We start from the raw sequence: 12,035 nt of genomic DNA, 5'->3' as shown, positions 1-12,035 counted from the left end.
CGCCCTGGATCTGGTCCTCCTCCAAGAGCGGGAACTTCGCCTTGGCCTCGGCCGCCGAGATGATGCTGACATTGGTCCCGAACGCCTTGCCGCTGTCCACGCGCCGCTTCAGCTCGGCCATGCGCGCGTCGTCCCCGACCCGCGCGACCTCGAGGCCCCCGATGCGCTTGTAGTTGCCCATCTTCTCGTAGAAATCCATCGAGTACATGGTCGTCCAGCAGGACAGAAGGTCATGGCTGGTCGCATAGCAGAAGTCCGAGGCATGCGCCGTCGAGCCCACATCCGTCGGAACCCCCGACTTGTCGATCCCGACAATATCGTCCCAGCCATTCTCCACCAGGTGATGCGCCACCGACGCACCGACGATCCCACCAAGACCGACAATCACGACACGGGCACGAGACGGAAAAGATGACATGGCGGATTCCTATCAGGAGAGGTTGGGGACGGGCATACCCGCCCGGCGGTGGGCGGCGATCAGGGTGTTGTGCATCAGCGTCATGATGGTCATGGGGCCGACGCCGCCGGGGACCGGCGTGATAGCGCGGGCGCGCAGGCTGGCCCCGGCGAAGTCCACGTCGCCGACGAGCCGCATCTTGCCGCCCTGCTCGACGCGGCTGGTGCCGACGTCGATCACGGTGGCGCCAAGCTTGATCCAGTCGCCGCGGATCATCTCGGGCGCGCCGACGGCGGCGACCACGATATCGGCGCGGCCGATCTTGCCGGGAAGGTCCTGCGTGCGCGAATGGGCCATGGTGACGGTGCAATTCTCGGCCAGCAGAAGCTGCGCCATCGGCTTGCCGACGAGGATCGAGCGGCCGACGACGATCGCGTCCAGCCCCGCGAGGCTGCCGAGGCTGTCGCGCAGCAGCATGAGGCAGCCATAGGGCGTGCAGGAGACGAGGCCGGGCAGGCCCGAGGCCAGATATCCCGCGTTGATCGGGTGCAGGCCGTCCACGTCCTTGGCCGGGTCGATGGCCTCGATCACGGCGAGGCTGTCGAGGCCCTTCGGCAGCGGCAGCTGCACGAGGATGCCGTCCACTGCCGCGTCCGCGTTCAGCCGGGCGACCAGCGCCATCAGCTGATCCTGCGAGGCGGTCTCGGGCAGCACATGCTCGAAACTCTCCATGCCCAGCTTGCGGGCCATCCGGCCCTTGGAGCGGACATAGACCTCGCTGGCCGGGTCGGTGCCGACCAGCACCACCGCAAGGCCCGGCGCGCGGCCGGCGCGGGCGGCGAAGTCTCTGGCCGCGACGGCGATGCGGGTGCCGAGCCGGTCGGCGAAGGCGCGGCCGTCGATCACCTTGGCGGTCACGTTGGCGGCCGCGTTCACAGGGCGCGCTCCATCTGCGGCAGCACCTCGAAAATGTCGCCGACGATGCCGTAATCGGCGACCTGGAAGATCGGCGCCTCGGCGTCGCTGTTGATGGCGACGATGATGCGGCTGTCCTTCATCCCGGCGAGGTGCTGGATCGCGCCGGAGATGCCGCAGGCGATGTAGAGATCCGGCGCCACGACCTTGCCGGTCTGCCCGACCTGGTAGTCGTTCGCCGCATAGCCCGCATCGACGGCCGCGCGGGATGCGCCCACGGCGGCGCCCAGCTTGTCGGCCAGCGGGTTGATGATCTCCTCGAACCGCTCCTTCGAGCCGAGCGCGCGGCCGCCCGAGACGACGATCTTGGCCGAGGACAGCTCGGGCCGGTCGCTGTGCGAAAGGACGTTCTGGCGGAAGGACGAGAGGGCCGTCGCTTCCGGCATCTCGATGGCGGTGATCGGGGCCGCGGCGCCGGTCTCGGCGGGTTGGAAGCTGGCGCTGCGAATGGTCAGGACACGGACCGAGCCGGGGGCCTGCACCACCTCGACAGCATTGCCGGCATAGATCGGGCGCTTGAAGGTATCGGGGGCGACGACCTCGGTGACCTCGGAGACCTGCATCACGTCCAGAAGCGCGGCGACGCGGGGCAGCACGTTCTTGCCGCTGGAGGTCGCGGGGGCGAGAATCGTGTCATAGTCGCCGGCCAGCGAGACGATCAGCGCGGCGCAGGGCTCGGCCAGGCGCTCGGCCAGGGCACCCGCTTCGGCCAGCAGGACGCGGCGCACGCCCTGCAGGACGCTTGCGGCCTCGGCGGCGGGGGCGGCGCCCTGCCCGGCGATCAGGATGTCCACCTCGGCGCCGATCTGGCGCGCGGCGGTCAGCGCGCGGGCACTGTGATCCGAAAGCGAGGCGTTGTCGTGGTCGGCGAAGAGAAGGATGGCCATGGCGGTGCCTTTCGGGATCAGAGGACGCTCAGAGGACGGCGGCTTCGGTCTTGAGCTTGCCCAGAAGCTCGTCGACCGAGGCCAGCTTGACGCCGGCGGCGCGGGTGGCCGGCTCTTCCACGCGGATGACGTTCAGGCGCGGGGCGATGTCGACGCCCACTTCCTCGGGCGTCTGCTGGACCAGCGGCTTCTTCTTCGCCTTCATGATGTTGGGAAGGCTGGCGTAGCGCGGCTCGTTCAGGCGCAGGTCGGCGGTGACGACGGCGGGCAGCGTCACCTCGATCTGCTGGAGGCCGCCGTCGATCTCGCGCGTGACCCGTGCGCTGTCGCCGGTCAGCTCGATCTTGCTGGCGAAGGTCGCCTGGCTCCAGCCCAAGAGCGCGGACAGCATCTGGCCGGTCTGATTGCAGTCGTCGTCGATCGCCTGCTTGCCGAGGATCACGAGCCCGGCCTCTTCGGCGGCCGCCACGCGCTGCAGGATCTTCGCGACAGCCAGCGGCTCGACCCGGCCCTCGGCCAGCACCAGGATCGCGCGGTCCGCGCCCATGGCGAGGGCGGTGCGCAACACCTCCTGCGCCTGCGCGGGGCCGACCGAGACGACCACGACCTCGGCGGCGGCACTGGCCTCCTTCAGGCGGACAGCCTCCTCGACGGCGATCTCGTCGAAGGGGTTCATCGACATCTTGGCATTGGCCAGATCAACGCCCGAGCCGTCGGATTTCACGCGGATCTTCACGTTATGGTCGACCACCCGCTTGACCGGGACAAGGATCTTCATGGCGCTTTCCTTCTGTCGGCCGCCCCGCCAAGGGACAGGTTCGGGCTTCCCCCGCGCCTGCCGAGGCAGGGCAATGCGGGATGCTTGCCTTGGAACATGCCGTCCGGCGCCCCGGCGCGACAGGATGTTTGCGTCACCCCGGGATTAGAGCTACGACATGACACCGACATATCGGACCAAAGCCCGCACCATGAGCCTCGCGCCCGCCCTGCCCCGTCCTGCCGCCCCGCGTCCGCTGCGCCGACAGCCCGGCGATGTCCGCCTGTCGGTCGGCTTCATCCTGGCCAAGCGCTTCACGCTCTGCGCCTTTGCCAATTTCGTCGACGTCCTGCGCTTGGCCGCGGACGAGGGCGACCGCAGCCGCCCCATCCTGTGCAACTGGACCGTGCTGTCCGATACGATGGAACCCGTCACCTCAAGCTGCGGGATCAGCGTGCAGCCGAAGGAGCGCCTCGGCGATCCCGCGCGCTTCGACTATGTCGTGGTCATCGGCGGGCTGATGGAGGACGAGGCGATCCTGCCCCCTAGCTATCACCGCTTCCTGCACGATGCGGCGGCCGCGGGCGTTCCGCTGGTCGGCGTCTGCACCGGCGCCTTCCTTCTGCACCAGGCGGGCCTGCTTCAGGGCTACCGCTGCTGCGTCAGCTGGTTCCACCACGCGGATTTCCTCGAGCAGTTCGAGGGGCTGAACCCGGTGACCGACCAGATCTTCGTGGTGGACCGCGACCGGCTGACCTGCTCGGGCGGGGCGAGTTCCGCCCATCTGGCGGCTTATCTGGTGGACAAGCATGTGGGCCGCGCGCAGGCCAGCAAGAGCCTGCACATCATGATCATCGACGAGGCGCTGCAGGCCGACAAGCCGCAGCCCGGCATCACGATGGACTTCAAGACGCGCGACCCGATGGTGCTGCGCGCGCTGCTGATGATGCAGCAGAACATCGAGCAGCCCTTCACCGTGGCCGAGATCGCCCGCCGGATCGGCCACAGCAAGCGCCAGCTGGAGCGGCACTTCCAGACCGCGCTCGGCACCTCGCCGCAGGCGGCCTTTCTCGACATGCGGCTCTCGCTGGCCCATCACCTGATCACCACGGGCGACCGGCCGATCTCGCAGATCGCGCTGGAATGCGGCTTCTGCGACAGCTCGCACCTGAGCCGCATGTTCCGCCGCCGCTACGACCAGACGCCCCAAGCCCTGCGCCAGTCCGGCGCATGAGCAAGGCCCCCGCATCGGATGCGGGGGCCTGCCGGAAGGGGTTGGGCGGGAGGGATCAGCGAGGCTCGCTGGCCAGCCCCTTCCAGATGGCGACGCACATGATCAGCAGCAGCACCGTGAAGGGCAGCCCGGTCGAGATGACCATGGATTGCAGCGCCGACAGGCCGCCCGCGGACAGCAGCAGCACCACCGCGATCACGGCCGAGAAGCTGCACCAGAAGACGCGCTGCAACGTGGGCGCGTCGGTCTTGCCGCCCGAGGTGATCGTGTCGATGACCAGCGAACCCGAGTCCGACGAGGTCACGAAGAACACGATGACCAGCACGATCGCGACCATCGAGGTGATGCCCGTCAGCGGCAGCGCGTCCAGCATCGCGAAGAGCTGCAGCGGCAGGTCGGCGTCGCGCGCGGCAACATAGCCGTCGTTCAGCAGCTGGTTGATGGCCTGCCCGCCAAAGATCGACATCCAGGCGACGCAGACGAGCGACGGGATCAGCAGCACGCAGATCAGGAACTCGCGCACGGTGCGGCCGCGGCTGACGCGCGCGATGAACATGCCGACGAAGGGCGACCAGCTGATCCACCACGCCCAGTAGAACGAGGTCCAGCCCTGCATGAAGTTGACGTCGTCGCGCCCGACCGGGTTCGACAGCGCCGGCAGGTACTGCACATAGGCGACCAGCGACTGGCCCATCTCGGTCAGCAGCAGCATCGTGGGCCCGGCCAGCAGCACGAACATCAGCAGGCCGAAGGCGAGGACCATGTTGATCTCGGACATGCGCTTGACGCCGGCCTCGAGGCCGCGGACGACCGAGAAGAGGGTGATCGCGGTGATGCCGATGATGATGACGATTTGCCAGGTGGCATTGATCGGCATGCCGAACAGCTTGTTGAAGCCGGCGTTGGCCTGCGCCGCCCCGAGGCCAAGCGATGTCGCCAGCCCGAAGAGCGTGGCGAAGACGGCAAGGATGTCGATGATGTGCCCGGGCCAGCCCCAGACCCGCTCGCCGAAGATGGGGTAGAAGACCGAGCGGATCGTCAGCGGCAGCCCCTTGTTATAGGCGAATAGCGCGAGGCTGAGGCCAACCACCGCGTAGATCGCCCAGGGGTGCAGCGCCCAGTGGAAGATCGTGGCGGCCATGCCGATGCGCACCGCCTCGGCCTCGGTCGCCGCGGCGCCGAGCGGGGACCAGTCGGTCCGCACCCCGTCCGCAGCGGCGGCGACACCGCCCGCGGCCGAGCTGAAATGGCTCAGCGGCTCGCTGACGCCGTAGAACATCAGCCCGATGCCCATGCCGGCCGCGAAGAGCATCGAGAACCAGCTGACATAGCCGAAATCGGGCTTCGCCAGCGCCCCGCCGAGGCGGATCTTGCCGAAGGGGCTGACCACCAGGACAAGGCACAGGATGACGAAGATGTCCGCGGCGCCGATGAAGAACCAGTCGAAGCCCTTGGTCGCGCCCGAGAAGAGCGCCGAGAAGATCTGCGTCGCCAGGGCCGGGAAGGCCAGCGTGAAGGCGACGAAGGCGATCACGCACAGCGCCGAGATGAGAAAGACCGGGTTGTGGACGCTGTAGTCGAAGGGACCGACCTGCCCCTCGATGTTGTCCTGTCCCGTCTCGTAATCCGTCTGGATCACGCTTTCCGGCGGTGGCGCGTCGCCCGGCTGAACCGCCTCGCCGTCCTTCGTCACATAGGTCAAGCTTTCATCCTCCTGAGTTGGCGTGGTGCCTGCCTGGTTGATGTCCGCGCTGATGAACGCCGTCTTGGTTTTGGCACGGGCGGGGACGCAGCCTTCCAGCGCCGGGCGCGAGGGCGCCCGGCTGAGGGGGAAGGTCACACCCTCCCGGCGGTCTTTTTCGTGCGATCTGCGGCTGACTCGGGAAACGGGGACGAGGCGAGCAACTTAAAGTCTGACGTTTATGTGTCGAAGTGCCGCAGCGTCGCAGAATGGCTGCGACGCTTGCGCGGTAGTTTTGCGTCGCCCCCGGCCATGCGCCGGGAACCGCCGCCGCGCCGACCGGACAGGTGCGGCGCCGACTGGCGCAAAGCTGCTGGCGCCCCGTCGCAAATCTTCACGCTCCCTGCGAGGCAAGTGGCTAGGCCTAGGGACAGAGGCCGCATCCGCCTGCCCGGACCCCTCATGGTGCCGGCCGGCCGCGGCCAATCCCCGACAGCGACCGCGAAGAGGACCTCGCCATGCCCCAGTTTCTCCTGACCGTCTCCTGCCCCGTCCGGATCGGGATTGTCGCGACGATCTCCTCGTTCCTGGCCGAGGCCGGCTGCAACATCCATGACAGCTCGCAATTCACGGACCTGCAGAACGACCGCTTCTTCATGCGCCTCAGCTTCATGTCCGAGCAGGGCAAGACCCGCGAGCAGCTTGACGAGGCCTTCCGCGCCGCCACCAAGGGCTCGGACATCGTCCACGCCTTCCATGACCCTTGCGAGAAGATGAAGGTCGTCATCATGGTCAGCCGCTTCGGGCACTGCCTGAACGACCTGCTCTATCGCTGGCGGATCGGCGCGCTGCCCATCGACATCGTGGCCGTCATCTCGAACCACATGGACTACCAGAAGGTCGTCGTGAACCACGACATCCCCTTTCACTGCATCAAGGTGACGAAGGAGAACAAGGCCGAGGCCGAGGCCGAGCAGATGCGCATTGTCCGCGACACCGGCGCCGAGCTGATCGTGCTGGCGCGCTACATGCAGGTCCTGTCGGACGAGATGTGCCAGAAGATGTCCGGCCGGATCATCAACATCCACCACAGCTTCCTGCCCAGCTTCAAGGGCGCCAACCCCTACAAGCAGGCCTTCGACCGCGGCGTGAAGCTGATCGGCGCGACCAGCCATTACGTGACGGCCGATCTGGACGAGGGCCCGATCATCGAGCAGGACACCGCCCGCGTGACCCATGCCCAGAGCGCGGGCGACTATGTCAGCCTTGGCCGCGACGTGGAAAGCCAGGTGCTGGCCCGCGCGATCCACGCCCATATCCACCGCCGCGTCTTCATCAGCGGCGACAAGACCGTGGTCTTTCCCGCGAGCCCGAACGAATACGCCTCCGAGCGGATGGGCTGACATGCCAAGGGCGGGCCGCGCGGGCCCGCCCTTCCTGCACCGGCCCCGCCGCCACCGGCGGCCGGGCTGTCAGGGCTTCTTGCCCAGGATGATCATGCCGAGGATGTCGTCCTCGGTCACGTCGGTGACCCGCTCGGTGCCGACGAGCTTCCCGTTCTTCATCACAGAGACCCGGTCGCACAGCGCCATCACGTCATGGATGTCGTGCGAGATCAGGAAGATGCCGAGCCCCTGCCGCTTCAGCTCGGCGATCAGCTCGGCCACCATCCGCGTCTCGTGCGGCCCGAGCGCGGCGGTCGGCTCGTCCATGATCAGGATCTTGGCGTTGAAATAGACCGCGCGGGCGATGGCGACGGACTGGCGCTGGCCGCCCGACAGGGCCGAGACCGGCACGTTGAACTTGCGGAAGTTCGGGTTCAGCCGCGCCATGATGCGGCGCGTCTCGGCCTCCATCCGGTCGTCGTCGACGAAGCCCCCGGCCGAGACCAGCTCGCGGCCGAGGAACAGGTTCGAGGCGGCGTCCAGATTGTCCGCCAGCGCCAGCGTCTGGTAGATCGTCTCGATGTTGTGGGCGCGGGCGTCGCGCGGGTTGTTGATGGTGACGGGCTGGCCCTCGATGAAGATCTGGCCGCTGTCCATCTGATAGGCGCCCGAGAGGCACTTGATCAGCGTGGACTTGCCCGCGCCGTTATGGCCCAGCAGGCCCACGACCTCGCCGGGATAGAGATCGACCGTCACGTGGTCGATCGCCTTCACGCCGCCAAAGGACAGCGCGATGTCGCGCATCTCGACCAGAGGTGTCATTTCAGGGCCCCGCTGCGCTTGCGGTAGATGATGTCGATCAGGACGGCGAAGACGAGGACCGAGCCGACGACGATGTTCTGGAACGGGCTTTCCACCCCGACCATCGCCATGCCGGATTGCAGCGACTGCATGATCAGCGCGCCCAGGATGGCGCCGTAGATCGTGCCGACGCCGCCCGACAGGGCCGTGCCGCCGATGACGGCCGCCGCGATCACGCGCAGCTCGTCCAGCGTGCCGATGTCGTTGGCGTGGTTCGCCGCGCGGGCCGAGGCGACGACCGCCGACAGCGCGCAGAGCGCACCCATCAGCGCGAAGATCTTGACCGTCAGCAGGCGCGTGTTGATGCCCGAGAGGGCCGCCGCCTCGGGGTTGCCGCCGGTCGCGAAGATGTAGCGGCCAAAGCGGGTGCGCCGGGCGACGACGGTCATCGCGACCGCGACCGCCACCAGGACGAGGACCGAGATCGGCAGGCCGTAGCCCTCGGTATAGCCCTCGGGCATGGTCTCGCCGCGGGCGGCGAAGACGCGCTCCAGCCGGGCGGCGGGGACCTGGTAGGCGTTGAGGATGGCGACGAAGCCGAGGATCAGGCCCGAGACGAGGGCCATCATCACGGCCTCGGCCCAGAGCGGCTTGACCGCGAAGCCGTGCCCGGCCTTCTTGCGCCGCGCCGAGGCCATGAACCACAGCGCCGCCGCCACCGCGAGGGCGCCCACGATCCACGAGGCGGTGACCCCGATCGTGCCGTTGATGCCGCCGAAGAGCTGGAAGTTCGGGTCCAGCGGCCCGAGCGTCTGCCCCGAGGTCAGGTACCAGGCGACGTTGCGCCAGACCAGAAGCCCGCCGAGCGTCACGATGAAGGCGGGGATGGTCAGGTAGCCGACCAGCCAGCCGTTGAACGCCCCGATCGAGGCGCCGACGACCAGCCCGGCCAGGATCGCCAGCGGGGCGGTTGCCGGATGACCGATGCCAAGGCCCAGAAGCTGCGGCATCACCCAGACCTGCACCAGCGCCATGACCGCCGAGCAGACCGCCAGAAGCGATCCGACCGACAGGTCGATGTGCCGGGTGACGATCACGAAGACCATGCCCGTCGCCATGATGGCCACGGAGACCGTCTGGATCGTCAGGGTGAAGATGTTGCGCGGCGTCAGGAAGCGTTGCCCCGTCAGGACGTGGAAGACGAGGCAGATCACGACGAAGGCGCCGATCATCCCCAGCAGCCTTGTGTCAAGCTGCAGGGTCTGGGTCAGCGATTTCCGCGGGATCTCGCCCGAGGTGGTATCGGTCATCGACTTGGCTTTCAGGTTACGGCGTCAGTTGCAGGGGGCCGGACCGCCGGTCACGCCCTGGCACAGCGCCTCTTGGGTGATCCAGCCCGCATCGACGACCACGTCCAGGTTCTCCTGCGTGATCGGCACGGGGGCCAGGAACTTCGAGCGCAGCGTGGTGCCGGCCGGAGAGGTCCACTCGACCTCGCCCTCGACCGCCGCATCGGCGTCGGCCGCCAGCGCCAGCGCGATCTCGGCGGCCTCGCGGCCCAGATCGCGGCTGTCCTTCCAGACGGACACGGTCTGCGTGCCGGCGGCGACGCGGTTCAGCGCCGCATGGTCGGCATCCTGCCCCGAGACCGGGATGCCCTGCATCCCCTGCGCCGTCAGCGCCGCGACCACACCGCCCGCGGTGCCGTCGTTCGAGGCCACGACCGCGTCCACATCGTTGTCGTTGGCGGTCAGGAACTGCTCCATGTTGCGCTGCGCGTTGGCGGGCAGCCAGCTGTCGGTATAGGCCTCGCCGACGATGGTGATCTGGCCGGCGTCGATCGCCTCTTGCAGCACCTCCTGCTGGCCCGCGCGCAGGAAGTCCGCGTTCGGGTCGGTCGAGGAGCCCTTGATCATGACGTAGTTGCCCTCGGGCGCGCGCTCCAGCACCTCGGCGGCCTGCATCCGGCCGACCTCCATGTTGTCGAAGGTCAGGTAGAAGGCGCGGTCGTCTTCGATCAGGCGGTCATAGGCGACGACGGGGATGCCCTCGTCCGCGGCGGCCTGCACGGCCGGCCCGATGGCGGCGCTGTCCTGCGCCAGGATGATCAGCGCGTCCACGCCCTGCGAGATCAGCGCCTCGATGTCCGAGAGCTGCTTGGAGGACGACGACTGTGCGTCGGCCGAGACATAGGTGGCGCCGGCATCTTCCAGCGCCGCGACGATTGCGGCCTCGTCGGTCTTCCAGCGCTCTTCCTGGAAGTTCGACCAGCTGACGCCCACGGTCTGCGCGAAGGCGGCCGACGAAAGCGCCGTGGTGGCAGCCACGGCAAGCAGAACGGTAGATCGCATGAATTCCTCCCCAGGATATGCCGGCGACTCTGGCGCCGATGAAGCGGAAGATGTCCCTCTTTAATTCAGCTGTCAAAACCAAAAATGGTCAGACAACCCGCCTGCCCCCCGGATCGGACGCAACGGCACGCGGATGGGCTTGCTTCGCAGCCAGTAAATTTCATAGGCTGAACAAAATGCAGCTCCTGACCAGCGACCTCCAGCCAGCCTCGGGCTGCGGCCCGATCATCCCCCGTCACGAGGGGCAGCGGCCGCTGCGCCAGCAGGTCTTCGAGCGCATCCGCGCCGCCGGGCGCATCCCGCGGGCCGAACTGGCGCGCGAGCTGGGCATCAGCCCGGCCTCGGTCACGGCGATGACCGCCGACCTCATCGCGACCGGCATGATCGAGGAGACGAGCCGCGAGCCCGGCGGCGCCCGCGGCCGCCCCCGGACGGCGCTGGCCGTGCGCCCCGAGGCGCATCTGGTGGTCGGCATGAAGCTGACCGTGCAGGAGCATACGGCCGTGCTGGTCGACTTCGCCGGCCGGCTGATCGCGACCGAGACGCTGGCCGGCGCCACGCGGGCGGTCGCGCCGCGCGCGCTGGTCGACGGCATCGCGCGGCTTCTCGAGCGCGTCTGCGCCAAGGCGGGCGTGCGGCCGCAGGATCTGAGCGCCGTGGGCCTTGGCGTGCCGGGCTTCGTCGAGGCCGCGACCGGCACCGTCTTCTGGAGCCCCGTCCTGAACCGCCGCGCCGTCCCCTTGGGCGAGGAGATCGGCCGCCGGCTCGGCCTGCCCGTGCACCTGGACAACGATGCCAACCTCGTCACCCTGGCCGAGCTGTGGTTCGGCGCCGGGCGGACGCTGTCCCATTTCGCCGTCGTCACGATCGAGCATGGTGTGGGCATGGGCTATGTGCTCAACCACCGCATCCACCGCGGCTCGCGCGGGGTGGGGATGGAGCTGGGCCATGCGAAGGTTCAGCTGGACGGCGCGCTCTGCCGCTGCGGCCAGCGCGGCTGCCTCGAGGCCTATGTCGCCGATTACGCCCTTGCGCGCGAGGCGACGACGGCTCTGCACTGGAGCCATCACGAGATGCGCTCGCTCGGCACGATGCTGAAGAGCCTGCACGACCAGGCCGAGGCCGGGAATGCCGCCGCCCGCTCGATCTTCCAGCGCGCCGGCCGTTACCTCGCGCTCGGGCTTGCGAACATCGTCAACCTGTTTGATCCCGAGTTGATCATCCTGTCGGGCGAGCGGATGCGCTACGACTATCTCTATGCCGCCGAGACGCTGGCCGAGATGGCCGATTTCTGCGTCGCGACCGGCCGCCCTGCCCCCCGCGTGCAGATCCAGCCCTGGGGCGATCTGCTCTGGGCGCATGGCGCGGCGGCGCTGGCGCTGGCGGCGATCAGCGACAGACTGATGGGCGCGCGTCCCGACTGAACGCGCCCGCCGGCACGAGGCGGACGCCGCCCTTTCGTCGTAGCCCCCGACAAATAAGTTGAAAACGAGTTCAAAGGGAAGATCATCCCGAACGTGGCATGGCACGCCGCCCCGGATGGCTCGCAGATCGCGGCCAGGGGCGT

At 68.3% G+C, this 12,035-nt stretch carries 11 protein-coding genes; 3 read left to right on the top strand and 8 right to left on the bottom strand.

Going from position 1 to position 12,035, the window contains the following annotated elements:
- The 4 genes from BLP73_RS10790 to BLP73_RS10775 form a co-directional block, all read right to left on the bottom strand.
- Positions 1 to 418, bottom strand: a 418-nt coding sequence (locus BLP73_RS10790) for an NAD(P)/FAD-dependent oxidoreductase (protein ID WP_139165903.1), incomplete at its 3' end; no start/stop codon positions are given.
- Positions 419 to 430: 12 nt separating this feature from the next.
- Complete coding sequence (gene folD / locus BLP73_RS10785) at positions 431 to 1,315, bottom strand: bifunctional methylenetetrahydrofolate dehydrogenase/methenyltetrahydrofolate cyclohydrolase FolD (RefSeq protein ID WP_090743957.1); 885 nt, start codon at positions 1,313 to 1,315, stop codon at positions 431 to 433.
- 14 nt (positions 1,316 to 1,329) lie between these two features.
- A complete protein-coding gene (locus BLP73_RS10780; protein ID WP_090743864.1) occupies positions 1,330 to 2,259 on the bottom strand; it encodes an electron transfer flavoprotein subunit alpha/FixB family protein in 930 nt (309 codons plus the stop codon).
- A gap of 28 nt (positions 2,260 to 2,287) precedes the next feature.
- Positions 2,288 to 3,037: an electron transfer flavoprotein subunit beta/FixA family protein gene (locus BLP73_RS10775; RefSeq protein ID WP_090743860.1), complete on the bottom strand. Its 750-nt coding sequence runs from the start codon at positions 3,035 to 3,037 to the stop codon at positions 2,288 to 2,290.
- Between the two features lie 190 nt (positions 3,038 to 3,227).
- Between BLP73_RS10775 and BLP73_RS10770 the strand changes: the two genes are divergently transcribed.
- Positions 3,228 to 4,250 carry a GlxA family transcriptional regulator gene (locus BLP73_RS10770; RefSeq protein WP_217630667.1) on the top strand — a complete coding sequence of 341 codons (1,023 nt, stop codon included), beginning with the start codon at positions 3,228 to 3,230 and terminating at the stop codon, positions 4,248 to 4,250.
- A gap of 55 nt (positions 4,251 to 4,305) precedes the next feature.
- On the opposite strand, the gene BLP73_RS10765 is transcribed toward BLP73_RS10770, so the two are convergent.
- Complete coding sequence (locus BLP73_RS10765) at positions 4,306 to 5,943, bottom strand: BCCT family transporter (RefSeq protein ID WP_090743951.1); 1,638 nt, start codon at positions 5,941 to 5,943, stop codon at positions 4,306 to 4,308.
- 506 nt (positions 5,944 to 6,449) lie between these two features.
- On the opposite strand from BLP73_RS10765, the gene purU reads away from it, so the two are divergent.
- On the top strand, positions 6,450 to 7,334 hold the full coding sequence (gene purU / locus BLP73_RS10760) for a formyltetrahydrofolate deformylase (RefSeq protein WP_090743854.1): 885 nt from the start codon (positions 6,450 to 6,452) through the stop codon (positions 7,332 to 7,334).
- Between the two features lie 69 nt (positions 7,335 to 7,403).
- Here purU and BLP73_RS10755 read toward each other — a convergent pair whose 3' ends face one another.
- From BLP73_RS10755 to xylF, 3 genes are read right to left on the bottom strand one after another with little or no spacing between them, the layout of a single operon-like run.
- Positions 7,404 to 8,138 (bottom strand): ATP-binding cassette domain-containing protein, encoded by a 735-nt coding sequence (locus BLP73_RS10755; protein ID WP_090743851.1) that lies wholly within the window; start codon positions 8,136 to 8,138, stop codon positions 7,404 to 7,406.
- Positions 8,135 to 9,427 carry a sugar ABC transporter permease gene (locus BLP73_RS10750; protein ID WP_090743848.1) on the bottom strand — a complete coding sequence of 431 codons (1,293 nt, stop codon included), beginning with the start codon at positions 9,425 to 9,427 and terminating at the stop codon, positions 8,135 to 8,137. Before BLP73_RS10750 ends, BLP73_RS10755 begins: the two co-directional genes overlap by 4 nt.
- Positions 9,428 to 9,451: 24 nt before the next feature.
- Positions 9,452 to 10,468, bottom strand: coding sequence for a D-xylose ABC transporter substrate-binding protein (gene xylF, locus BLP73_RS10745; protein WP_090743845.1), 1,017 nt, complete (start codon positions 10,466 to 10,468; stop codon positions 9,452 to 9,454).
- 176 nt (positions 10,469 to 10,644) lie between these two features.
- Between xylF and BLP73_RS10740 the strand changes: the two genes are divergently transcribed.
- A complete protein-coding gene (locus BLP73_RS10740; RefSeq protein WP_090743842.1) occupies positions 10,645 to 11,892 on the top strand; it encodes an ROK family transcriptional regulator in 1,248 nt (415 codons plus the stop codon).
- Positions 11,893 to 12,035 lie beyond the last annotated feature (143 nt).

The sequence above is a fragment of the Paracoccus tibetensis genome, from assembly GCF_900102505.1.
Classification (GTDB): Bacteria; Pseudomonadota; Alphaproteobacteria; order Rhodobacterales; family Rhodobacteraceae; genus Paracoccus; species Paracoccus tibetensis.
The sequence above is the reverse complement of the archived record's forward strand: the minus strand, read 5'-3'. Positions and strand labels throughout refer to the sequence as shown.